Below are 24,036 nucleotides of genomic sequence, written 5' to 3'. Positions count from 1 at the left end.
CGCGCGGTGCTCGTTATCCTGACATGGCTGCCATTGGCTGCATGGACGGGAGAACCGGACCTGCGGGTCTTGTGGCAACTGCTCCACGCGCGTCAGATCTCCCTGCTGCAGCAGGCGATCCAGGACTACCGGCAACGCTATCCCGGCTGGGAACCGCCTCCGGACCTGCAACGTGAAATGCAGCGCCTGCAACGCAGCCGATCCGAAAGACGCTTTTGGCGACAATGGAACCAGGCCGTGCGGCAAAAGGACTGGCATACATTGATCCGGCTCGCCCGCAAACACCCGGCCCGATTCAACTGCCGGCATCCCGGGCTGTTGCAGACCCTGGCCCTGGCGTATGCCAAGACGGGGCGTCTGTCCGAGGCCGCCCGCCACTATCGCCGCCTCCTGCACTGCCACGGCATCCAGCCGCGAACGGTCCTGGAATCCGCCCTGTGGGAACTCGACTCTGCGGACTTTCTCACCCTGTTGCACCAACTGCAAGGCATAGTACCGGATGCCACCAGGGAACATCTGGCCTATCAAGCCCGGCGGCGGCAATGGCTGCAATTGTACCGGCTGAAACGTTTCACCGAGCTTCTGGAGCAGACCCAGAAGCGGCATGCAGAAATCCTGGCGCATCGGGATCTCGACCTGATCCGGCTGCTGGCCTGGCAGGCCCGTGACGGCAACGACCCGACCACCGCCAGGGAATGGTTCGAGATGGGACTGGCCCTGGCCCCGGACGACGAGAATCTGGCCTTCGGGCTGCTGCTTACCGCCCAGGACATGGACGATGAACAGACCCTGCTGCGCATCGCCACCCGTTTCGCCGACCGCTCCGAAAGGGTACGCAGGATCGCCGCCGCTTACCTGTCAAGCCGGGCCTGGTTCCACTACCGCCGCAAGGAGTTCTCCCGGGCCCGCCATCTGGCCCAACGCGCCCTGGTCTGGACCGAAAACCCGGACGAAGTCCACTATCTGCTCGCCTGGATCGATCTGGAAAGCGGTCGTTCCGCCCGCGCCCGAAAACGCTTCCAGCAGCTCACCCGGCGTCACCCTGAAGACACCCGCTATGCCGAAGGACTCCTCACGACCTACCTTCGCAGCGGAGAAACACCTCCCGTACCGATATCCTCTGCGGCATTCGCCCGGCTCTCCCGCCGCTACCACGCCCGGAAAGCCTATGTCCGCAAGCAGTTTCTCACCGCCTACCGGCTCGATGCCGACGGCTTTCCCGGACTGGCCAACATAGACAGCGATTTCGCAACGGCAGCCGGTTTCTACCGCTTCAAATCCGGCACCCGAGGACTGGACCGGCTGGAAAGCAGACTGCTTCCTCTTCTGACTGTAAGCCATAGCTGGGGAACCCAGCGCCTTCGTCTCAGCCTGGGCTATCTTCAGCTGACGAGCGGTCAGATCAAAACCGATAACGTCTCCCGCCTGACCGGCATCCCCGTCTATCAGGAGCGGCTACGCCTCGACCGCCCGATGCACGCGCTCGAGGCCGCCGTGATCAACGCTTCCTATCAACGCGAAGGCGGCTGGAATCCCTGGTTCGAGATCGGGACGACACCGATCAACGATCTGATCGGCCCGCGCCCCACCTTCCGGCTCCAGCTTTCCCGGCACTGGCAGGGGACGGACTGGTCCTGGCAGGTTTACTCCCTTCCGGTGCGGCAGACATTGTTGTCCTACACCGGCTGGAAAGTGCTGGGAAAGCGCTGGGGACGGGTACTGCACAGCGGCGTTCAGGGCCGGGCGCTCACCCATATCGCCGGACGCGGTTATCTGTACCAACAGTTGCAGATCGGTTTTCTGGACGGGCGCCGGACCAAGGACAACTGGCAGATCCACTATTCCATCGCCCCCAGCTACAGCCTGCCGCTGCCGGGATTCGACTATTTCAGCACGGGCCCCTACTTCGATTTCCAGCACTACGGCAACAATCAGAACCACTTCCGTCTGGGACACGGGGGCTATTTCAGTCCCCAGCGCTACTACGCCGCCGGCTGGCAGCTCAATCTGCGCACCGCCGAGGAAAGGTCCTTTCTGATGGAGGGCCGGCTGGCATTGGGGTTCCAGCATTTCCACGAGGATTCCGCCCCCTGGTTCCCCATCGGCTGCCCCCATTCCCGTTGCGAGGATGGCCGCTATTCCGGCAACACCGACACCAACTTCGCACCGGACCTGCAACTTCGCGCCATGGGGCAGATCCACCCCCATCTGCAACTGGGTGCCGGGTTTTACGCCCGCATGACCGGAGACTACCGGGAAATCGGTGCCGGCCTGTTCCTGCGCCTGTTCCTGGAACCCCGCAAAGCCGTCTTCAGCAGCGATCTGCCGAGGTTCCTGTTCGCCGCCATCGAATGACACCCAGCCCGATCAGACCGGCCCCCAACAGCCACAAAACCGCCGGCTCGGAAATGAACAGATAGTTGTTGACCTGTCCGGTGCATCGCGGCACCTGGGTGTTGCCACAGGCGCCACTCGGCGGCGCTTGCAGCGAACCGACAATCAGATTGCCATCGACGTGGGCATCGTAAAAGGACAGATCCGCCCACGGCGCCAGAATGCTCCCCTTGACGCCGATATTGTGGATGCTCAGGTCCTGGGCCTCGAAGAAATTGAACAACACCCTGCGGGTAAGACTGCCGTCGTGTCGGCTGGCCGGATCGTCGGGGACCCGCAACCAGCCACCGTCCACTTTGCGGAAAAAGCCGAAATTGTCCAGTTCCGCCATGATCCCATCCACATTGATCAACACCGTGGAGGCCAGGGGTACATCCAGCCACAGGCCATAGGCCCCCCCCAACCAGGAGGCATCGACATCGAACACGTTGAGCCAGGGATCGCTACCGGCAAGATGGAGCGCCCAACCGGTTCCGGAACCATCCCGCCAGGCGGTGCCGTTGGCCGCCATCGCGGCCCAGGCGCTGGAACGGTCGTATAGGTCCTGGGTCAACGCGGTAAAATTCAACGGCACACCCGCCAGCGGCCGCCCGGTGGGAACGGCAGGATCATCGGCGTAGAATCCGACCCGCTGAATGTCAGCGGAGCCGCCATAGTAGGCGTTGCCGTGATAGACGCGGCCGTCGTAGAAGGTAAGATCGCCACCGACCACCAGGGTATCGGAAAAATCGTCAGAATCGGACAACAATTGTCCGACGGCGTAATGACTCAAGGTGGCATCGCCACCGACCGCCAACCGTCCCTCCACATCGGAATACTCCCCGGTCATATCTCCGAGCACCACCAGGTTGTAACGGCCGGCAAGACCCAGGGAAATAGCCTGGACCGTCCACGGCAGCAAGAACAACCAAAGCAGGCAGACGATGCGATTCATAACACAATCACCCTCTATACGTTCGAATTGAGCCCGAGTTTGCGTTTCAGTGCCAGGGCATTTTCCACCGCACAGGAACATGCGTCGTTGTCAAAAAACAGGCAAACTTCATGCCTTTTTCCATGAACCCAGCGACGAACCTGCCCCGCCCACACATCCAAGTGCGCCTCGGTATAGCAGCCGTGATAGGCCTGCCGCGCCGGGCCGTGCAGGCGGACGTAGATCAGCCGCGCGGTGACCACCACCGGGGACTGACGCCCGGCGAGGTCGAAGAGGCAGAAGGCGGCCTGATACCTTTCCAGCAGCTGATAAATTTCCTGACAGTGCCAGCTGGGATCGCGGAATTCGAAGGCGTATTCGTACCAGGGCGGCAGCAGGGCGAGGAATTCGGCCAAACGGCGGGGATTGACACGCCAGCGCGGCGGCAGCTGGAACAGGATCGGGCCCAGCCTGGGACCGAAGGCGTCGGCCATGTCCAGAAAGGCCTGTAGCGCCGCCTCGCACTGCTTCAGCTTTTTGAGGTGGGTGATGAGACGGCTGGCCTTGACGGCGAACCGGAAGTTCTCCGGCACCTGGGCGCACCACCGCCGTACCGTCTCCGGTGAGGGCAGACGGTAGAAACTGTTGTTGACCTCGACGCAGTCGAAGTCGCGGGCGTACCAGGCCAGCCATTTGGCAGCCGGCAGATCCTGCGGATAATAACGCCCGCACCAGTGGGGATAATGCCAGCCGGAAGTGCCGATTCTCAAGGCATTGCGGTGCTCCGGGGCTTCGGGCGCCGGATCGCCGTCGGTTTTTTTGCCGATTTCGAGGAACCTCCGCACTTTTCTCCGCGTCACAGTAGAACACGAATGTCTTCGTGCCCGCCGGATCTTTGCCCGCTCTTTCCCTGGTACGGAATCTGCATCCCGAAAAACTGGAACGCGTGCGTCACGTCTGCCTGTCGTTTGCCTTGAGGAGGATTTCATGGGGATCTTCGACCATTACCGCAACCGTTACGAAGCCACACAGGAGGAAGAATACACCCTCCAGGAGTACCTGGAGATCTGCCGCGACGACCCGACCGCCTACGCCACCCCCGCCGAGCGCATGCTGCAGGCCATCGGCGAGCCGGAGCTGATCGATACCCGCCTCGACCCGCGCCTGTCACGGATTTTCGCCAACAAGGTCATCAAACGCTACCCCGCTTTCGACGAATTTTACGGCATGGAGGAGACCATCGAGCAGATCGTCGCCTACTTCCGCCACGCCGCCCAGGGGCTGGAGGAGGCCAAGCAGATCCTCTACCTGCTGGGACCGGTGGGCGGGGGCAAGTCGTCCCTGGCGGAAAAGCTCAAGTCCCTGATGGAAAAAGTGCCTTTCTACGCCATCAAGGGTTCGCCGATCCACGAAAACCCCCTCGGCCTGTTCGACCCCGAAGAGGACGGTCCCATCCTCGAAGACGAATATGGGATCCCGCGCCGCTATCTCAAGCCCATCCTGTCACCTTGGGCCGGCAAGCGCCTGCACGAGTTCGGCGGCGACATCACCCGGTTCAAGGTCGTCAAGCTTTATCCCTCCATCCTCGACCAGCGCGCCATCGCCAAGACCGAACCGGGGGACGAGAACAACCAGGACATCTCCTCCCTGGTGGGCAAGGTGGACATCCGCAAGCTGGAGCACTACGCCCAGGACGACCCGGATGCCTACAGCTACTCCGGCGGCCTGTGCCGCGGCAACCGCGGGATCATGGAATTCGTGGAGATGTTCAAAGCTCCGATCAAGGTGCTCCACCCCCTGCTGACCGCCACCCAGGAGGGCAACTACAAGGGCACCGAGGGTCTGCCGGCGATCCCCTTCGAGGGCATCATCCTGGCCCATTCCAACGAATCCGAATGGCAGCAGTTCAAGAACAACAAGAACAACGAAGCCTTCCTCGACCGCATCTACGTGGTCAAGGTGCCCTACTGCCTGCGGGTGTCCGAGGAGGTCAAGATCTACGACAAGCTGCTGCGCCACAGCTCCCTGAAGGACGCCCCCTGCGCCCCCCACACCCTGGAGATGCTGGCCCAGTTCGCCGTCCTCTCGCGCCTGAAGGAGCCGGAGAACTCCAGCATCTACTCCAAGATGCGGGTCTACGACGGCGAGAACCTCAAGGACACCGATCCCCGCGCCAAGTCCTACCAGGAATACAAGGATTTCGCCGGCGTCGACGAGGGCATGGAGGGACTTTCCACCCGCTTCGCCTTCAAGATCCTCTCCAAGGTGTTCAACTTCGACCACAGCGAGGTGGCCGCCAACCCGGTGCATCTGCTCTACGTCCTCGAACAGCAGATCGTCCAGGAACAGTTCCCGCCGGAGACCGAGGAAAAATACCTGCGCTACATCAAGGAATATCTGATCCCGCGCTACATCGACTTCATCGGCAAGGAGATCCAGACCGCCTATCTGGAATCCTACGCCGAGTACGGCCAGAACATCTTCGACCGCTACGTCACCTACGCCGACTACTGGATCCAGGATCAGGAGTACCGCGATCCGGACACCGGCGAGATCTTCGACCGCCGCGCCCTCAACGAGGAGCTGGAGAAGATCGAGAAACCCGCCGGCATCTCCAACCCCAAGGACTTCCGCAACGAGGTGGTCAACTTCGTGCTGCGGGCCCGGGCCAAGAACGGCGGCCAGAACCCCTCCTGGACCAGCTACGAGAAGCTGCGGCGGGTGATCGAGAAAAAGATGTTCGCCAATACCGAGGAACTGCTGCCGGTGATCTCTTTCAACGCCAAGGCCTCGGCGGAGGACAAAAAGAAGCACGAGGACTTCGTCAACCGCATGGTGGAAAAGGGCTACACTCCCAAACAGATGCGCCTGCTGTGCGAATGGTATCTACGGGTAAGAAAATCCACTTGAGGAGGCGGCCATGTCCCAGATCATCGACCGCCGCCTCAATCCCAAGCACAAGAGCGCCGTCAACCGCCAGCGCTTTCTCAAGCGCTTCCGCAGGCAGATCAGAAAGGCGGTTTCCGACGCGGTGGATGGGCGCTCGGTCACCGACACCGACAGCGGCGAACGGGTCACCATCCCGGCCAAGGATCTGTCCGAACCGGTGTTCCAGCACGGCCCCGGCGGGCGGCGCGAGATCGTCCACCCCGGCAACCGGGATTTCGTCACCGGCGACCGCATCCCCCGCCCCGAGGGCGGCGCCGGCCGCGGCAACCGGGCCAGTAACCAGGGCGAGGGCATGGACGATTTCGTCTTCGAACTGTCGCGGGACGAGTTCCTGGAATTCTTCTTCGAGGATCTGGAACTGCCGGATCTGGTCAAGACCAGGCTGGCCCAGGAGGTGGCCCACCAATCCGTCCCGGCCGGCTTCAGCAAGGACGGCATTCCCCCCAATCTGCACGTGATAAGATCCCTGCGCGAGGCCCACGCCCGCCGTATCGCGTTGACCGCGGGAAAGCGCCGCCGCCTTAGGGAACTGGAGGCCGAACTGGCCGCCCTCAAAGCCGAAGACGCTCCGGAAAGGGACATCGAAGCGCTGGCGCAGGAAATCGACCTGCTCAAACGGCGCATCGCCGCCGTCCCCTTCATCGACACGCTCGATCTGCGCTACCGCAACCGCATCCAGATCCCCAAGCCCACCACCCAGGCGGTGATGTTCTGCCTCATGGACGTCTCCGGCTCCATGGACCAGTACAAGAAGAATCTGGCCAAGCGTTTCTTCCTGCTGCTGTACCTGTTCCTGTCGCGCAACTACGAGCGCACCGACGTGGTCTTCATCCGCCACCACACCATCGCCAAGGAAGTAGACGAGGAGGAATTCTTCTACTCGCGCGAGACCGGCGGCACCGTGGTCTCCAGCGCCCTGGTGCTGATGCGCGACATCATCCGCGCCCGTTACCCCACCCAGGACTGGAACATCTACGCCGCCCAAGCATCCGACGGCGACAACTGGCCGGAGGATTCGGGCAACTGCCGCCGCCTGCTGGACGAGGAAATCATGCCCTGGCTGCAATATTACGCCTACGTGGAGATCGACAACGACTACCCGCTGGGGCTGTGGCAGGAGTACGAAAAGGTGGCGCAGCGCTGGCCCAACTTCGCCATGCAGGCCATCGACTCGCCGGCGGACATCTACCCGGTGTTCCGGGAGCTGTTCCGCAAGAAGGGGATTGATCGATGACTGTAGGCGGCCGGGGAGGGTGGAGCCGGGTCCACAGGGACGCCGTGAATCCCTCCCTGGAGGCTCGGACCCGGCCATCCAGGCCGGGTACGCCCTGTGGACCCGGCTCCACCCTCCCCACACTGACCTTTGGAAGTTGGCATGAGTGAGCGAACCCCCCTCTCCACCGGCTCCGAATGGACCTTCGAACTGCTGGAAAGATACGACGCCGAGATCGCCCGCCTGGCGGCGGAATTCGGCCTCGACACCTATCCCAACCAGATCGAGGTCATCTCCTCGGAACAGATGATGGACGCCTACGCCAGCTGCGGCCTGCCGGTCTATTACCACCACTGGTCCTTCGGCAAGCAGTTTCTCTCCATCGAAAAGCACTACAAACGCGGGCAGATGGGGCTGGCCTACGAGCTGGTGATCAACTCCAATCCCTGCATCGCCTATCTCATGGAGGAGAACACCGTGACGATGCAGGCGCTGGTGATCGCCCACGCCTGCTACGGCCACAATTCCTTCTTCAAGAACAACTACCTGTTCCGCACCTTCACCGCCGCCGACGCCATCGTCGATTATCTGGTGTTCGCCAAGAACTACATCACCGAGTGTGAGGAACGCTACGGCGAGGAGACGGTGGAGGAGATCCTCGACGCCTGCCACGCCCTGATGAACTACGGCGTGGACCGCTACCGCAAGCCCCCGCCCCTGTCGCTGCGGGAGGAACAGCAGCGCCAGAAGGAACGGGAGGCCTACCTCCAGAGCCAGGTCAACGACCTGTGGCGCTTCACCGTCCCCGAAAGCCCGCGGCGGCGGGAGTTCCGCGAGGAACGCTTCCCGCCGGAGCCGGAGGAAAACCTGCTCTACTTCATCGAGAAGAACGCCCCCCTGCTGGAACCCTGGCAGCGGGAGATCGTCCGCATCGTCCGCAAGATCGCCCAGTACCTCTATCCCCAACGCCACACCAAGGTGATGAACGAAGGCTGGGCCACCTTCTGGCACTACACCCTGTTGAACCGGCTTTACGACGAGGGGCTGGTGAGCGACGGCTTCATGCTCGAATTCCTCGAAACCCACACCGCCGTCATCGCCCAGCCCCCCTTCGACCACGACTTCTACAACGGCATCAATCCCTACGCCCTCGGGTTCGCCATGTTCCGCGACCTCAGGCGCATCTGCGAGCACCCCAGCGAAGAAGACCGGTGCTGGTTCCCGGAGATCGCCGGCAGCGACTGGCTGGAAACCCTGGACTTCGCCATGCGCAATTTCAAGGACGAAAGCTTCATCGCCCAGTACCTCTCCCCCCGGGTGATCCGCGACTTCCATCTGTTCGCCGTTCTCGACGACGACCAGGAGGAGGAACTGGAGATCAGCGCCATCCACGACGAGGCAGGTTATCGCGCCATCCGCGAGAAACTGGCTGAACAGTACAATCTGGGCAGCCTGGAGCCGGACATCCAGGTCTGGTCGGTGGACACCCGCGGCGACCGCTCCCTCACCCTGCGCCACTTCCAGCACAACCGCCGCCCCCTGGCCGACAGCGCCGAGGAAGTGCTCAAGCACGTCCACCGCCTGTGGGGCTTCACCGTGCGCCTGGAGACGGTGGGCGAGCGCGGGCGGGTCAAGCGGTGCTACGAGTGCGGCTGACAAATTTGTTGGTTTTTTGTCATTTTTTGATAGACTATGGCTTACGCTGATATCCTTGTCAGTATTGTGCCAGTAACACGTTGATTTTCATCACGACAAAAACAACAAACAGGAGTCCACTATGAAACCCACACGTTTACAGTCTTTTTTGGGAGTCGCGCTGCTTAGCTCTGGCGTTAGCCTGTGTCAGGCGACTCCAATCGTCTCGATACTGATCGACGACTTCTCCGTCGATCAGTATCAGGAAGTCGCCGGGGACAACGGCTGTACCACCTTCGACGCGGCCAACCCGGGATGCGCTGTTGTAACAGCTCCTGGCACCCAGGTTTCCGGCACCGGGATCCTGGGCGGCTATCGGGACGTTTACATCGAAAAAAGCGGAACTTCAAGCCCACTCCTTAGAAGTTCCCTGGTCATCGGCCCAGGAAATCTTGGTAGTAACTATATGTCCATCAGCAACGATAGCTCCGTCCAGGGGGAAGTCACCTTGGTATGGGACGGCGCCCATCAGATCACCGCCGATCCCGGCATTGACGCCAATATCGACACCGACGGCCTCGGGGGCATCGATTTTCTCTCCTCGAGCAGCAACTATGGCATCCTGCTGGAGGTTATGAGCATTGATCTGAACGTCATCGCGACCCTGGACCTTTGGGACACGACCGGCGAGCGGGCCGGTGCCAGCCACACCTTTACCTCTGCGGCGGACCACGTGTTCCAATTCAGCGACTTCCTCTCCGACAACCCATCGCTCGATTTGCACGACATCGGCGCCGTGCGCCTGACCATGAACGGGCCTAACAAGTGGGATGGAGAATTCAATCTGGTCGGCGTGGTCTCCCCCTCACCGCTTGCGTCCAGCATTCCAGAACCTGCGCCGGCGGCCCTGCTCGGCTTCGCCTTGATGCTGCCAGGACTGCGGAGATCCCACCGGAAAACCGGGCGCTGATCCGCCCCCTCAGGCATACCAAGCGCTGGCCCTGTAAAGCTCGTGAACGTGGCGCAGCAGCACCATGATCACCGAGGCCGTAGGCAGGGCCAGCAATACCCCGAGGAACCCGAACAGCTGGCCGCCGGCCATCACCGCGAAGATCACCGTCACCGGATGCAGGCCGATGCGGTCGCCCACCAGCAGGGGCGTCAGGATCATGCCCTCCAGCATCTGCCCCACCCCGAACACCGCCAGCACCAGCCCCACGTGCCACAGGTCGTGGAACTGCACCAGAGCCGCCAGCACCCCCAGCACCACGCCGACGAAGCTCCCCAGATAGGGGATGAAACTGATGATCCCGGCGATCATGCCGATCACCATCGCCGTGTTCAGGCCCACCAGCGCCAGCCCCGTGCTGTAGATCACCCCCAGGGCCACCATCACCGACAGCTGGCCGCGCAGAAACGCCCCCAGCACCTCGTCGGCCTCCCGCGCCAGCCGGGCCGCCGTCGGCAGCGTGCGCCGGGGCAGTAGATTGGCGACCCCGGCCACCAGCCGGTCCCAGTCCCGCAGCAGGTAAAAGGTCACCACCGGAATCAGTAGCGCGTTCATCAACCAACCGAGAATCACCGCCCCCGAACGGGTGAGAGAGCCGGCGACCGCGGCGGCGATACCGCCGGCCCGCCGCCAGTCCTGCTGCAGCAGCTCCACCACCGCCCGCGGATCGTATTCGGCCAGATCGATCCCCAACCGCGCCTCGAGCCAGGGAATCAGGGTGTCCCGAATCCAACCCAGGTAGCGGGGAAGATCGGTGAGAAACCGGGAAACCTGGCGCTCCAGAGCGGGAATCAGAATCAGCAGAACCACGATCAGGAGCAACAGCAGCAGGCCGAACACGATCACCACCGCGGTGGTGCGCCCCAGTTTCCACGCCTCCAGGCGGTCGGCCAGCGGGTCGGCCAGATAGGCCAGCAGCGCGCCGATGACGAAGGGCATGAGTACCGGCGCGAGCAGATAGATCAGCCCGGCCACTGCGGCCGGTATCACCAACCACCAACAGGAAAATGACGTATTCTGCATGGATCGGCGCCGTTTTTCCGGTCAATGTAACGGCACGGCGACAGGGGCGCAACCAAAACGCCCCGGTGGAAAGTCCCGCCGGGGCGTTTCACCTGGGGCAGGAAGCGTCTAGGCGAACAGTTCCCGAAGTTCCTTCGGCAGAGCGTTCAGCACGTCCTCGATCTCGCCCGCCGCCACGTGGCGGCGCAACACATTGAACACGGCGCGGGCGATCTTTTCCGCATTCTCCTCCGGCTCTTCGGGAAAATCCCTGGCGATCAACCCCAGGAACTCGTCCCGATGGCGGACCTTCACCGGCACCTTGGCCGGATTCCAGCCCTCGTAGAAAATGCCGCGGATCAGCAGCGGCAGCTCCGCCGCCAGATCGGCCGCCTCGTTCACGGCCAGACGGTCGCGCAGATGATGGAGCACCGAACGCAGGGCGTGATAGGCCCGGTAACGGTCATCGCTGCCCAGTTCCCGTTCAATCTCCTTGAGCCATTCGAAAGTCTTCTGAACGGTCCGGTCGATGGGATCGAAACCTGTGCCTGCAGTCATGATTCATCCCCCTTGACTTGATTGCCATCGTGAAAGTTATGGGGAGCAGCCGCGCCGATTTCAAGCTGGGTTTGCAAACCGCCGCCGGCTGGGCTAACAGCAGCTCTTGAATAATTGCTCGTAATGGCTATGGGGCAAGCAGCGGAGCGGCTGGGGGTGGCAACCGGCACGCTGCGCAGGTGGGCGCGTAGCGGGCGCTGCTTGCGCTTTACTGCCCATCCAACGGATGGCACTATGAAGTGATCGAAGACTTGGGCTCTGGCCTCGACTATCAGAAAAATGCTGCTGGCGCACAGGATTGAGCTGAAACCCAACCATCGGCAAGCCACCTTCTTCGCCAAAGGGTGTGGCGTTGCCCGGTTCGCCTACAACTGGGCGTTGGAGCGGTGGCAGCAGCGGTACAAGGACGGAAAGAAAGTCGATGAAGCACTGTTGCGCAAGGAACTCAACGCCATCAAGCGGGAGCAGTTTCCCTGGATGCTGGAAGTTCCCAAATCCGCTGTCCAACAGGCTGTGAAGGATTTGGGTTCGGCATTCGATCACTTCTTCCGTAGGGTGAAAAACGGTGAAAAGCCCGGTTTTCCGCGCTTCAAAAAGCGCGGCGTCAACGACAGCTTCCGCATTGACAACGGGCCTGCCAGACCGGGCGCTGATGCCGTGAAGGTGAAGGGCTCAGCGATACGCATCCCCAAGCTGGGGTGGGTGCGTATGCGGGAGCCGGTTCGCTTTCGTGGACAGAGCAAGCAGGCGATCATCTCACGCCAGGCGGATCGCTGGTATGTGTCCATACTGGTGGATACGCCACACCACCCCAACCAACCGCGCAAGAACCACGGCGGAGCGGTTGGCGTGGACTTGGGCGTGAAAGCCCTTGCGACCCTGTCCACGGGAGAAGTCGTTGAAGGGCCAAAGGCGCTTAATCGTCTTTTGCGCAAACTGCGCCGGTTAAACAAGCAACTTTCCCGAAAGCAAACAGGTTCCCACAACCGGCGCAAGGCGCAGATGGCACTGGCCCGACTGCACCGCAGAATCGGCAACATCCGCAAGGATGCGCTGCACAAGCTGACCACGCAGCTCGTTCTCAACCACGACATCATCGTCATCGAGGATTTGAATGTGTCGGGCATGATGCAGAACCGCCATTTGTCCCGGCACATTGCCGATGCGTCCTTTTACGAGCTGCGCAGACAGCTTGAATACAAGGCGAAGCTGTACGGCTGTGAAATCGTTCTTGCTGACAGATTCTACCCATCCAGCAAGACCTGCTCGAATTGCGGTGCGGTCAAAGCGGAATTGAAGTTGTCGGAGCGGATTTTCCGCTGCGACACGTGTCAGTTTGAGATTGATCGCGACCTGAATGCAGCGATCAATCTTGAGAAGCTGGCGGTGAGCTTCACCGACAGGGTAAACGCCTGTGGAGGGATGAGCGCTGGCTCGGACGCGGAAGCGCCTCCGAGTGAGGCTCACCCTGTGAAGCAGGAAGCGGACATCGAACAGGTTCGGATCACTCCAAACAGGTTCGAGTAAGTTCCGTGGAGCGGTAACATGCCCGCAACGATGTCAACAGACGAGGAGGACGACATGTCGAAAAATATCCTGTTATTGGCAGGCGACTTCGTGGAGGACTACGAGGTCATGGCGCCGTTCCAGATGCTGGCGATGGCCGGCCACCGGGTGGATGCGGTCTGCCCCGGCAGGAAGGCGGGGGATACGGTCAAGACCGCGGTCCACGATTTCGAGGGCGATCAGACCTACACCGAAAAACCCGGCCACCGCTTCGCCCTCAACGCCGACTTCGACGCCGTCGACCCGGCCGGTTACGACGGCCTGGTGATCCCCGGCGGCCGCGCCCCCGAATACCTGCGCCTGGAGCCGAAGGTGCTGGAGGTGGTGCGCCACTTCGCCGAGGCCGAAAAGCCCATCGCCGCCATCTGCCACGGCGCCCAGCTGCTCAGCGCCGCCCGGGTGATCGAGGGCCGTGAGATCAGCTGCTATCCGGCGGTGGCCCCGGAGGTGGAACTGGCCGGCGCCCAATACGTCGGCCCCAACGCCGACTACAGCAACGCCCACGTGGACCGCAACTTCGTCACCGCCCCCGCCTGGCCGGCCCATCCGGCATGGATGCGCGCCTTTCTGGAGCTTTTGGGAACGCGGATCGAGACGTGACCCCCGAGGAACAGCTGGCCCAGATGCTGCGCGCCGACGAGCTTGGGATCCGCCTGGAGATCGTCGCCGGCCTGCCCATCTGGGAGGCGCAACCGGTCTATCGGCATCAGAAGCACGTCGAGCGCATTGCCCAAAGCATCCGCAAGGGCGACGGGAAGTGCGGCTGCGTCCACGCCCTCGACGTGTACATCCAGTTTCCCAACGGCCTCAAGCGCCCGGACATCGCCATCTTCTGCGAGGAGCCTCCGGAGGAACAACAGGACCGCGCCCTGACGGTCGTTCCCGAAGCGGTGGTCGAGGTGGTCAGCCGCGGTTTCGAGGCCAAGGATCTGGAGCTTGGCCCGCCGTTCTATCTGTCCCAGGGGGTCAAGGACGTGGTGGTGTTCGATCCCACCACCCTGGTGGTGCTGCACGTGCGCCGGGAAAAAACCCGACGCTTGATCTCGCCGGTGGACATCACCCTGGAATGCGGCTGTCGGGTGACCGCGTGAGCGGCCGACGTTCACAGCGCTTCCAACGCCTCCTGCAAAGTCCGCACCGCCGCGATCTCCATCCCTTCGACGCCCTTCTTGGGCACGTTGGCCCTGGGGACGATGGCGCGCTTGAAGCCGTGCTTGGCGGCCTCGCGCAGGCGTTCCTCGCCGTGGGGCACGGGACGGACCTCGCCGGTGAGGCCGATCTCGCCGAAGATCACCCAGTCCCGCGGCAGGGGGCGGTCCTTGAGGCTCGACAGCACCGCCGCCACCACCGCCAGGTCGCCGGCGGTCTCCGCCAGGCGCACCCCGCCGACCACGTTGACGAACACGTCCTGCCCCGCCAGGGGGACGCCGCCATGGCGGTGCAGCACCGCCAGCAGCATCGCCAGACGGTTGTGCTCCATCCCCACGGTGATGCGGCGGGGATTGCCCAGGGGGCTGTCGTCCACCAGGGCCTGGACCTCGATCAGCAGCGGCCGGCTGCCTTCGCGGATGACGCACACGGCGCTGCCGGGGGCGTCGTCGCTCTGGCGCGACAGGAAGATGGCCGAGGGGTTCCTGACCTCCTTCAGCCCACCCTCGGTCATGGCGAACACCCCCAGTTCGCCGGTGGCGCCGAAGCGGTTCTTGACCGCCCGCAGCACCCGGAAGCGGCTGCCGGCCTCGCCCTCGAAATACAGCACCGTGTCCACCATGTGTTCCAGCACCCGCGGGCCGGCGAGCGCCCCCTCCTTGGTGACGTGGCCCACCAGAAACAGGGCCATCTGCCGGGCCTTGGCCTGGCGCACCAGCTGGGCGGCGCATTCACGCACCTGGGCCACCGAGCCGGGGGCGGAGCTGAGCTGTTCGCTGTAGACCGTCTGGATCGAGTCGATCACCAGCACTTCCGGCCGCTCGCGTTCGGCGATGGCCGAGATCCGCTCCAAAGCGGTCTCCGCCAGCACCGGCACCCGGCGGCAGTCGGCGACCAGGCGCTCGGCCCGCAGTCCCACCTGCTGCACCGACTCCTCGCCGGTGGTGTAAAGAATCCTGACACTGCGGCTCAGCGCCGCCGCCGCCTGCAGCAACAGGGTGGACTTGCCAATGCCGGGATCGCCGCCGATCAGCACCGCCGAGCCTTTCACCAACCCGCCCCCCAGCACCCGGTCGAGCTCGCCGAGGCCGGTGGCGATCCGCGCCACCTCGGCGGCCTCCACCTCACCCAGGGGAACGATGCGGCCCTCGCCGGCGGCACCGGCATAGCCGGCGAAACGGCCGGCGGCCGGTTTGGCTTCGGCCACCGTCTCCATCAGCGTGCTCCAGGCCCCGCAGGCGGGACAGCGCCCGGCCCACTTGGGCTGGGTGTGGCCGCATTCGCTGCAGCTATAGACAACCTTGGCGCGCGCCATCCTCGCTCCGTTCGGTTTCGATCCGCGCCACCCTAGCGGTAATGCCGCAGACCAGGGTGTAGGGAATGGTGCCGGCACAGGCGGCGATCTCCTCGACCGGCAAGTTCGGCCCCCACAATTCCACCTCCGCCCCCGGGGCGATGCCAGGATGGTCGGTCAGGTCCACGGTGAGCAGATCCATCGACACCCGGCCGACGACCGGCACCCGCCGCCCGCCGATCCACACCGGGGTTCCGGGCTTCACCTCGCGCGGATAGCCGTCCCCGTAACCGGCGGCCACCACCCCCAGGCGGGTGGGCCGCCGGGCCACCCAGGCGCCGCCGTAGCCCACCGCCTCGCCGGCCGGCAGCTCGCGCACGCCGATCAGGCGGGCACGGAAGGCCATCGCCGGCCGCAGCCCCAGCTCGGCACCACTGCGGCCGGGGAACGGGGAAATGCCGTAGAGCATCAGCCCCGGCCGCACCCAGTCCCCGTGGCTCTGGGGCCAGGCAAGAATGGCGGCGGAATTGGCGCAGCTCTGCTCGAAGGCCGTCCCCTCGCAGAGACGGCCGAAACGGCGCAGTTGTTCCGCCGTGGCCGGATTGTCGGTCTCGTCGGCACAGGCCAGATGGGTCATCAGCACCGGACGGCGCGGCGCCAGACGGGAGACGATTCGGCGGAAGGCCGCCTCGTCCAGTCCCAGGCGGTGCATGCCGCTGTCGAACTTGATCCAGGGACGGACGTCTTCCGGCAGCCAGGACGACTGGGCAGGATCGTGGATCACCGGATCCAGGCGGTGACGGCCACAGGCCTCGGCCTCCCCGCGGTCGAGGAAACCGCCCAGCACCACGACAGGGTGGCCGATGCCGGCCCGGCGCAGTTCGATTCCCTCCCCCACCCGCGCCACCGCGAAACCGTCGGCCCCCGCCAGCGCCCGCGCCACCGGCACAAGTCCATGACCGTAAGCGTCGGCCTTGACCACCGCCAGTACTTTGGCTTGCGGCGCCAAGGCCCACACCCGGGCCAGGTTGGCCCGCAGGGCGTCGGCATCGAGGAGAATACGGGGATTGGCGCTCAATAATCGTCCTCGGCGTAAGGATCGGGGGCGAAATTCTCGAAGCGGGTGTACTGCCCGAGGAAGGTCAGGCGCACGGTGCCGATGGGGCCGTTGCGCTGCTTGGCGATGATGATCTCGGCGGTGCCCTTGTCGGGACTGTCCTCGTTGTACACCTCGTCGCGGTAGATGAAGACGATGACGTCTGCATCCTGTTCGATGGACCCGGAGTTGTGACTGACGATGCCGTCCGCCAGCCAGCAGGCGGATTCAGGAACCGTCAGATCGAACACCGCCTGCTCGCCGCCGGATTCCACCGCCACCACCCGGTCCCAGAACAGATCCGCCGTGGCCAAAGCCCGCAGACGCTCGTCATCGAGGATTTCCGCATAATCCCGCAGGGTCTGGCGCGAAGGGGCGAAACGAAAATGGGAACTGCCGCCATAAGCCGTTCCCCGCAGCTGGGCCATGTGCCGCTGTGAAATACCGGCCAGGCGCATTTGCGCCCGGACATAATCGAACACCTCGCGGGGCAGCGTGTCTACGTTGGGATTGCCGGCTCTCTTCTCCAGGCGCTGCAGCAGGCGGTGGGCCGCTTCACGGCGGGGCCCAAAGGCACCGACGATCTGCAGGAAGCTGCGCTGCTGATCCGTGCCGGAAACATCCAGCGTGAACCATCCCCCCGGACTGTCCGCAGTCGTCACCTTGCGGATTCTGGCCACGATACCGAAACGCAGCAACAGGACCGCCACATCGTCTACCAGCCCCCGGCTGGCGCTGGTGAAATAAACCCGCGGGATGCCGTTCTTTCCACCCGGATGAATACAACCGTCCGTCGCCCACAGATGGCGTAGAAACAATTTCAATTGCGCGTTTGGCAATTGAAAAACCTCATCCGGCAACCGCTTTTCATGGGAACGCTGCCCGAAAATCCCCAATTCCTTCAGCCATTTGCCAACTCCCTTGGGATGCCAGCGGTTGCCATTGCCGCTGAGGAGCAGCTGATGCCATTTCCCCCTGCCCGGATAGCGGGTCACCCGCACGCCGAACTTCTTCGCCGCCGCGGTCACGATCCGGCTGTTGGCTTCGCTTGAGGTGGTATAGCGCAGCGGCTGGCCGCGGACATAGCTGCCGTCTCCGAGCAAATGCGCCAACAAGATGACTTCGTGATTCTCCCAGCAGCGGGGGAACGCGGGTTCCGGCAGCCGGCGCGCCAGCGCGACCCGCTCGCCCGCGGCCAACTCACCGGCGGGCTTCCAATCCCACAAGGTCTTCAAGCGGTGTTCACGGGTACAGTGGATGAGCCGTCCACTGGCCAAGTGAACCCGCACCGTTTCCCTGCGCCCGACAGGCCAGACCTGGCTCGCACGGGCGGTCGTGAGCCTGCCGGCGGGAGAAACCGTCATGACTTCCGGCGTCTTCCCCACCAGGTCCTGTATCGGCACACAGCTGCCATCCGCCAGCAGCACCCGGGTGTCCCCCGTGACGCACTCGCGCAGATCCGACATCACCGGCCGCTTGTTGGGGCGCTGTTCCAGGTTGCGGTTGAGCTGGGACAGGGCGATGACCGGCACGTTGAGCTCCTTGGCCAGGGCTTTCAGGCCGCGGGAGATTTCCGAGATCTCGGCGGTGCGGTTCTCCCCCGCCCCGGGGCACTGCATCAGCTGGAGATAGTCGATCACCACCAGCCCCAGTTCGCCGTGTTCGCGCACCAGACGGCGGCAGCGGGCCCTCAGTTCGGTGGGGGACAGGGCCGGGGTGTCGTCGATGAACAGCTGGGTGCCGGCCAGGATGTTGATGGCCGAGGTCATCCGCGGCCACTCGTCGTCCTCCAGTTGACCGATGCGCAGGCGATGCTGGTCGATGCGTCCCAGGGACGACATCATCCGCATCGCCAGATGGTCGGCCGGCATTTCCATGCTGAACACCGCCACCGGCTTCTTCTCCTTGATGGCGACGTTCTCGGCGATATTCATCGCAAAACTGGTGTTGTGGACGAAAACGTCGTCGGCGACGAAGTTGGCATAGTCCGGCACGCACAGATCGTAAACCTGCCGCCGGCCCAACGGTTCGATGGTTTCGATGGGATCCCAGAGCACATCGTTGTCAGCCTGAACCGCCAGCGCCTCAGATCGCAGCAATCGGGCCAGTTCCCGCAGCCGCTCCCGTCCGACAGTGGCCCGCCGGCGATGGAAATTGCTCGGTGGCCGGCGACCGGCGGCCACATAAATTTCCCGCCAGGTTCTTTCGCCCTTGGCAGAATCCACCAAATCCCAGACGGCGGCCGGTACGCCGTCCACGTTGCATCGCTCCGGGATTCCGGTTTGCAGCAGGGCATCGAGCTCCGCCAACCGTTCCTCCTTGCCGAAGATGCCGATCTGGTCGATGAAGGCCCGCAAACTGGCGCGGTGGGTGATACGCAGTTCGTAGAACGGCCGCAGGCCATGCCGGTACCGTATTCGGCGCCGTCTCAGCTTGGCGACGATTCCCAGGCGCAGTAGCAAGTGAACCAGATCCTGGGCCAACCCCTCACTGGCGGTCGCATAGGCGACGACCGGCTGGCGGCCGTTCTGTATCCAGGCACTGCCGTCGCAGGCGAACAGGCGGTTGAGGAACAGAGCCAATTGCCGGTTGGGCAACGTGAATACCGCCTCCGGCACCCGTTTTTCCGGCGCCAGGCAGTTACGCAGCCCCATCTCCTCCAGAAAACGCGTCACCGGATTGGCGGCATGGTAATGGGCATCACCGGAAAACAACGGCTTCAGCCCCGGATCCAATTCTCCCAGCACCCCTTCCAGAGCGGTCAGCGTGACGGCGTTCGGCAACGCCCTGCCCTGACGCCAATAATGTACCGTCGCCGGGCTGCAGGCCAGTTGCCGCGCCAGCCAGCGGGCCGATACCTGTAACGCCTGCAGGCGCGTCTCCAGCCAGGCGGCGAAACGACGGCGCCAGACGACCCGAAACGTTTTTTCCTGCACCACCCGCAACGCCGGCGTCCTGTGTTTGCTGAAAACCGTGCGGCAGGTCATGCCGGGAAAGGCTTCCACGGCCGCCTGGAAATCGGCCCGCAGACGGGGGTCGCCGTTGGTGAAGTGAACGCAGCTGCCAGTGGTGCCACCATCCCCTAAGCAATAGGCCAGCAACTTGATCTGATGCACCGGCAGAGGACGGTTTCCTTCCAGGGGCAGCCGACGCGGCACCCCGATGGCGTCGCCGACTTGCAGATCCGCCAGCGGCTGCCAACCGGTCGGCGTCAGAAACGGGTGGGAGGCCGTGGTCACCACCGTCCGCCCCAGGCGGGTGCGGACCCGGAACACCGGCTTCAGGCCGTCATCGACGAATTCCGCCGCACGGGACTTCCGTATCCTCAAGGCTTCGTCCAGGGCCAACAGCGAACCGTCCCGATGGCGCACCATTTCCTCGATGGGACGCAGACGGCCCGTGCGCGGATCGGGAATGCGGGTGCCGGCCACCACACATTTGCCCATCGACGGCCGCCCGGCGATAATGATGAGGTCGGCCGGCTGCAAACCTGCGGTCATCTGATCCAGGTCGGTGAAACCGGTGCTGACGCCGGTGACGCTGCCGCCCTTTTCGTACAGCTCCTGGATCCGGTCCACCGCCATGGCCAGCACCCCCTTGATCGGCTTGAAGCCGCCGTCGCCGCGCTGGCGCTGGTCGGAGATCTGGAACACCTTCTGCTCGGCCACCTCGAGCAGTTCGTCCACCTTGCGGCCTTCGGGATTGAAGGCGGAGTCGGCGATCTCGGTGCCCACGTGGGCCAGCTGGCGCAGGATGGCGCGTTCGCGGACGATGTCGGCGTAGGCGGTGATGTTGGCGGCGCTGGGGGTGGCCTCCGCCAGGGCGGTGAGGTAGGCCAGCCCTCCCGCGTCCTGCAGTTCGCCGCGCTGCTCCAGCAGCTCCGACACCGTGACCACGTCGCAGGGTTTGTCGTCTTCGGCCAGGTCGCGGATGGCGCGGAAGATGAGGCGGTGCTCCTTGCGGTAGAAATCGGCCTCATTGAGGCGGTCGGCCACCTTCTCCCAGGCGTCGGCGTCGAGCATCAGGCCGCCGAGGACCGACTGCTCGGCCTGGAGGGAATGGGGAGGCGCCTTGGGCGGCAGGACAGCTTCGGCAGGCCGGCTCATGGGATGGCTTTAACCCAGAAAAATCAAGGAATTAGGTGATGGACGGGTGTCCAAACGGGGAAAAACAGTTTACCATAATCCCCTTTTTCAGCGACCGGGAAAACCCTTATGGACGTCGTCATCTATCACAATCCCCGCTGCAGCAAATCCAGGGCCACCCTGGCGCTGCTGCGCGAACACGGCATCGAGCCGCGCATCGTCGAATACCTGAAACAGCCCCCGTCGCGCGGGGAACTGGAAGCCATCCTGGGCAAACTCGGCTTTGACGACCCGCGCCGGCTGATGCGCACCAAGGAAAAGGTCTACAAAGAATTGGGGCTGGACGCGCCGGATGCGGACCGCGACCGTCTGATCGAAGCCATGCTGGCCAATCCGATCCTGATCGAACGCCCCATCGTCGTGGCGGGCCGGAAGGCCGCCATCGGCCGGCCGCCGGAAAACGTCCTGGAGATCCTGCCGTCATGACCGAAATCCTGGTGCTCTACTACAGCCGCTACGGGGCCACCGCCCGCATGGCCGACATGATCGCCCGCGGGGTGGAAAGCGTCGAGGGCGCGGTCGCCAAGGTGCGCACGGTGCCGGAGGTATCGCCGGTGTGCGAGGCGGTGGAAGACGTCATCCCCGAAAACGGCCCGCCCTACGCCACCGTGGAGGACCTGGCCCAATGCGACGGCCTCGCCCTGGGCAGCCCCACCCACTTCGGCAACATGGCCGCCCCGCTCAAGCACTTCATCGACCAGACCAGTTCGATCTGGTTCTCCGGCGGACTGGCGGGCAAACCGGCGGGTGTGTTCACCACCACCTCCAGCATGCACGGCGGCCACGAGACCACCCTGATCTCGATGATGATGCCGTTGCTGCACCATGGCATGGTGATCGTCGGCATCCCCTCCCAGGAAACTGCCCTGCTGGAAACCCGAACCGGCGGCACCCCCTACGGTCCCAGCCACCTGTCCGGCGAGGACAATCCCACCCTCAGCGAGGAGGAGAAACGCCTGTGCCTGTGCCTGGGACGCCGTCTCGCCAAAGCCGCCGCCGCTCTGAAGGAGGCGCAGATCTGAGCGTGCAACTGCCGTTGCCCCTCGGTTTCCCCGAGCAACGCAGTTTCGTCCAGTACCACGACGGCGCCAACCGGGAGGCGGTGGCCGCGCTGCGCGCCTTCGCCCGCGGCGAAGGGGAGGCGTATCTTTATCTCTGGGGCGAGGCCGCCAGCGGCAAGACCCATCTGCTCCAGGCCACCTGCCGCGAGGCGCACGAAGGCGGCAGGCGGGTGGCCTACCTGCCCCTGGGGCAACTGCGTGACCGCTCCCCGGCTTTGCTCGAGGGCCTGGAGCGGGTGGATCTGGTCTGCCTCGACGACATCGACGCCATCGGCGGCGACCCGGACTGGGAGACGGCGCTGTTTCACTGTTTCAACCGCCTGCACGAACAGGACCGGCAACTGCTGGTGACCGCCGCCTGCCCGCCGGCCCGGCTGCCGATCCGCCTGCCCGATCTGCAGACCCGCCTGGCCTGGGGACTGACCCTGCAGCTCAAGCCCCTCAGCGATGCCGACAAGCTCACCGCCCTGCAGCTGCGCGCCCGTCAGCTGGGATTGGAGCTGACTCCCCAGGTGGGCCGCTTCCTGCTGACCCGCTTCCCCCGCGACCTGCCTTCCCTGTGGCGGCTGCTGGAACGGCTCGACCACGCCACCCTGGCGGCCAAGCGTAAACTGACCATCCCGTTTCTGAAGCAATTTCTGGAGGAACAGTCATGAAAGCCCTGATCGTCGGCACCGGCGCCGTCGGCGGCTTCTACGGCGCCCTCCTGGCCAGGGCCGGCTGGGAGGTGGCGGTGGTGAGCCGCTCCGATCACGACACCGTGGCCGCAAACGGCATCCACATCCGCAGCACCCTGGGGGAATGGACCTTCCGGCCGGCGGCGGTGCACCGCAGGGCCGACGAGGTCGAAACCCCGCCCGATTACGTGATTCTCTGCACCAAGGTTCTGCCGGACATCGACCGCCCGGCATTGATCGGCGGCGCCGTCGGCCCCGACACCGCCATCGTCCTGATCCAGAACGGCGTGGAGATCGAGGCCGAGGTGGCAAACGCGTTTCCCGACAACGAACTGATCTCGGGCCTGGCCTTCGTCTGCGTCAGCCGCACCGGGCCGGGCCAGGTGTGGCATCAGGCCTACGGCAATCTGATGCTGGGAGATTTTCCCAGCGGCGTCAGCCCCCGGGTCGAGACCCTGGCGGATGCCTTCAACCGCAGCGGCATCCGCGCCAAGGTGGTGGCCGACGTGGTCGCCGCACGCTGGCGCAAGTGCGTCTGGAACGCGCCGTTCAACCCCCTATCGGTGCTCTCCGGCGGTCTCTACACCGCCGACATCCTCGAATCCCAGGAAGGCTTCGTCCGCACCCTGATGGCCGAGATCTGCGCCATCGCCGCCGCCTGCGGCCACCCACTGCCGGACGACGTCATCGACCGTAACATCGACGACACCTACAAGATGCCTCCCTACAAGACCAGCATGCTGCTGGACTTCGAGGCCGGCCGCCCCATGGAAACCGAGGCCATCCTCGGCAACGCCGTGCGCGCCGCCCGCCGCGAGGGAGTGGCGGCGCCGCATCTGGAGTCGGTCTATGCGCTGATGAAACTGCGGGAACTGCAGCTGGAAAGGTACGGCCGCCCATGATCTGGCTCTGGCGGCTGGCGCTGACGGCCTATCTGCTGCTGCTTCCTGTCGGCGCCCTGCTGCCGGCGGGATCAAGTGGCAGCTTCCGTGTCAACGACAAGCTGCTGCACGCCGGCGCCTTCTTCGGCCTCGCCCTGCTGGCCGACCTGGCCCTGCCGGGGCGGCGCTACGACTGGGCCAACCTGCTGGCCCTGTTCACCCTCGGCCTGCTGATCGAGGCGGTCCAGTACCCCACCGGCTACCGCGACGCCTCCCTGGCCGACCTGGCTGCGGACGCCGCCGGCCTGGGGCTTTACGGCCTGGTTCGGGGGCGGTGGTTGGGGCTGGTAAAAACGAAATGAGGCGGGGGCGCGGTGCCGCCCGCGTTCTCAGGGACGCCGTGAATCCATCCCTGGAGGCTCGAAACTCGGCCATCCAGGCCGAGTACGCCCTTCGAACGCAGGCGGCACCGCGCCCCATCCTTTTTTTAACTC

At 64.2% G+C, this 24,036-nt stretch carries 21 protein-coding genes; 14 read left to right on the top strand and 7 right to left on the bottom strand.

What is annotated here, in order from left to right:
* The first annotated feature begins 6 nt into the window (after positions 1-6).
* On the top strand, positions 7-2,355 hold the full coding sequence (locus MIN45_RS05545) for a cellulose synthase subunit BcsC-related outer membrane protein (protein WP_286293920.1): 2,349 nt from the start codon (positions 7-9) through the stop codon (positions 2,353-2,355).
* Here MIN45_RS05545 and MIN45_RS05540 read toward each other — a convergent pair.
* Both MIN45_RS05540 and MIN45_RS05535 read right to left on the bottom strand, forming a co-directional pair.
* Positions 2,312-3,328 (bottom strand): choice-of-anchor A family protein, encoded by a 1,017-nt coding sequence (locus MIN45_RS05540; protein WP_286293919.1) that lies wholly within the window; start codon positions 3,326-3,328, stop codon positions 2,312-2,314. The genes MIN45_RS05545 and MIN45_RS05540 overlap by 44 nt on opposite strands.
* A gap of 14 nt (positions 3,329-3,342) precedes the next feature.
* Positions 3,343-4,152 (bottom strand): DUF72 domain-containing protein, encoded by an 810-nt coding sequence (locus MIN45_RS05535; RefSeq protein ID WP_286293917.1) that lies wholly within the window; start codon positions 4,150-4,152, stop codon positions 3,343-3,345.
* Positions 4,153-4,294: 142 nt separating this feature from the next.
* On the opposite strand from MIN45_RS05535, the gene MIN45_RS05530 reads away from it, so the two are divergent.
* The 4 genes from MIN45_RS05530 to MIN45_RS05515 all read left to right on the top strand — a co-directional run bounded on the left by MIN45_RS05530 (position 4,295) and on the right by MIN45_RS05515 (position 10,074).
* Positions 4,295-6,217, top strand: coding sequence for a PrkA family serine protein kinase (locus MIN45_RS05530; RefSeq protein ID WP_286293916.1), 1,923 nt, complete (start codon positions 4,295-4,297; stop codon positions 6,215-6,217).
* Positions 6,218-6,227: 10 nt separating this feature from the next.
* On the top strand, positions 6,228-7,490 hold the full coding sequence (locus tag MIN45_RS05525; RefSeq protein ID WP_286293914.1) for a YeaH/YhbH family protein: 1,263 nt from the start codon (positions 6,228-6,230) through the stop codon (positions 7,488-7,490).
* 141 nt (positions 7,491-7,631) lie between these two features.
* On the top strand, positions 7,632-9,125 hold the full coding sequence (locus MIN45_RS05520; RefSeq protein WP_286293912.1) for a SpoVR family protein: 1,494 nt from the start codon (positions 7,632-7,634) through the stop codon (positions 9,123-9,125).
* A 121-nt stretch (positions 9,126-9,246) separates the two neighbouring features.
* Entirely contained in the window at positions 9,247-10,074 is an 828-nt protein-coding gene (locus MIN45_RS05515) for a hypothetical protein (RefSeq protein WP_286293911.1), read from the top strand.
* A gap of 9 nt (positions 10,075-10,083) precedes the next feature.
* Here MIN45_RS05515 and MIN45_RS05510 read toward each other — a convergent pair whose 3' ends face one another.
* Positions 10,084-11,136, bottom strand: coding sequence for an AI-2E family transporter (locus MIN45_RS05510; protein WP_286293910.1), 1,053 nt, complete (start codon positions 11,134-11,136; stop codon positions 10,084-10,086).
* Positions 11,137-11,244: 108 nt separating this feature from the next.
* Positions 11,245-11,673, bottom strand: a complete 429-nt coding sequence (locus MIN45_RS05505; RefSeq protein ID WP_286293909.1) for a DUF2267 domain-containing protein — start codon at positions 11,671-11,673, stop codon at positions 11,245-11,247.
* 123 nt (positions 11,674-11,796) lie between these two features.
* On the opposite strand from MIN45_RS05505, the gene MIN45_RS12430 reads away from it, so the two are divergent.
* Genes MIN45_RS12430 through MIN45_RS05490 form a run of 4 tightly spaced genes read left to right on the top strand, consistent with a single transcriptional unit; the run spans position 11,797 to position 14,330 of the window.
* The gene (locus MIN45_RS12430) at positions 11,797-11,916 is read left to right on the top strand and encodes a MerR family transcriptional regulator (protein WP_422732685.1); all 120 of its coding nucleotides are present in this window, start codon (positions 11,797-11,799) and stop codon (positions 11,914-11,916) included.
* Between the two features lie 36 nt (positions 11,917-11,952).
* A complete protein-coding gene (locus tag MIN45_RS05500) occupies positions 11,953-13,200 on the top strand; it encodes an RNA-guided endonuclease InsQ/TnpB family protein (RefSeq protein WP_286293908.1) in 1,248 nt (415 codons plus the stop codon).
* A gap of 54 nt (positions 13,201-13,254) precedes the next feature.
* A complete protein-coding gene (locus tag MIN45_RS05495; protein WP_286293907.1) occupies positions 13,255-13,839 on the top strand; it encodes a DJ-1/PfpI family protein in 585 nt (194 codons plus the stop codon).
* Positions 13,836-14,330 (top strand): Uma2 family endonuclease, encoded by a 495-nt coding sequence (locus MIN45_RS05490; RefSeq protein WP_286293906.1) that lies wholly within the window; start codon positions 13,836-13,838, stop codon positions 14,328-14,330. The genes MIN45_RS05495 and MIN45_RS05490 overlap by 4 nt, the downstream gene beginning before the upstream one ends.
* Before the next feature lie 11 nt (positions 14,331-14,341).
* On the opposite strand, the gene radA is transcribed toward MIN45_RS05490, so the two are convergent.
* The 3 genes from radA to dnaB are packed head-to-tail and all read right to left on the bottom strand — an operon-like array spanning position 14,342 to position 20,884.
* Positions 14,342-15,703 (bottom strand): DNA repair protein RadA, encoded by a 1,362-nt coding sequence (radA, locus tag MIN45_RS05485; protein WP_286293905.1) that lies wholly within the window; start codon positions 15,701-15,703, stop codon positions 14,342-14,344.
* On the bottom strand, positions 15,678-16,760 hold the full coding sequence (gene alr / locus MIN45_RS05480; protein ID WP_286293904.1) for an alanine racemase: 1,083 nt from the start codon (positions 16,758-16,760) through the stop codon (positions 15,678-15,680). Before alr ends, radA begins: the two co-directional genes overlap by 26 nt.
* Positions 16,757-20,884 (bottom strand): replicative DNA helicase, encoded by a 4,128-nt coding sequence (gene dnaB / locus MIN45_RS05475; protein ID WP_337250359.1) that lies wholly within the window; start codon positions 20,882-20,884, stop codon positions 16,757-16,759. The genes alr and dnaB overlap by 4 nt, the downstream gene beginning before the upstream one ends.
* Positions 20,885-20,992: 108 nt before the next feature.
* Here dnaB and arsC point away from each other — a divergent pair, with 108 nt between their 5' ends.
* The 5 genes from arsC to MIN45_RS05450 are packed head-to-tail and all read left to right on the top strand — an operon-like array spanning position 20,993 to position 23,904.
* Positions 20,993-21,349 (top strand): arsenate reductase (glutaredoxin), encoded by a 357-nt coding sequence (gene arsC / locus MIN45_RS05470; RefSeq protein WP_286293902.1) that lies wholly within the window; start codon positions 20,993-20,995, stop codon positions 21,347-21,349.
* On the top strand, positions 21,346-21,945 hold the full coding sequence (wrbA, locus tag MIN45_RS05465; RefSeq protein ID WP_286293899.1) for an NAD(P)H:quinone oxidoreductase: 600 nt from the start codon (positions 21,346-21,348) through the stop codon (positions 21,943-21,945). The genes arsC and wrbA overlap by 4 nt, the downstream gene beginning before the upstream one ends.
* Positions 21,946-21,947: 2 nt before the next feature.
* The gene (gene hda / locus MIN45_RS05460) at positions 21,948-22,640 is read left to right on the top strand and encodes a DnaA regulatory inactivator Hda (protein WP_286293898.1); all 693 of its coding nucleotides are present in this window, start codon (positions 21,948-21,950) and stop codon (positions 22,638-22,640) included.
* Positions 22,637-23,563: a ketopantoate reductase family protein gene (locus MIN45_RS05455; RefSeq protein ID WP_286293897.1), complete on the top strand. Its 927-nt coding sequence runs from the start codon at positions 22,637-22,639 to the stop codon at positions 23,561-23,563. The genes hda and MIN45_RS05455 overlap by 4 nt, the downstream gene beginning before the upstream one ends.
* The gene (locus tag MIN45_RS05450; RefSeq protein WP_286293895.1) at positions 23,560-23,904 is read left to right on the top strand and encodes a hypothetical protein; all 345 of its coding nucleotides are present in this window, start codon (positions 23,560-23,562) and stop codon (positions 23,902-23,904) included. The genes MIN45_RS05455 and MIN45_RS05450 overlap by 4 nt, the downstream gene beginning before the upstream one ends.
* The last annotated feature ends 132 nt before the right edge of the window (positions 23,905-24,036 follow it).

The sequence above is a fragment of the Methylomarinovum tepidoasis genome, from assembly GCF_030294985.1.
Classification (GTDB): domain Bacteria; phylum Pseudomonadota; class Gammaproteobacteria; order Methylococcales; family Methylothermaceae; genus Methylohalobius; species Methylohalobius tepidoasis.
The sequence above is the reverse complement of the archived record's forward strand: the minus strand, read 5'-3'. Positions and strand labels throughout refer to the sequence as shown.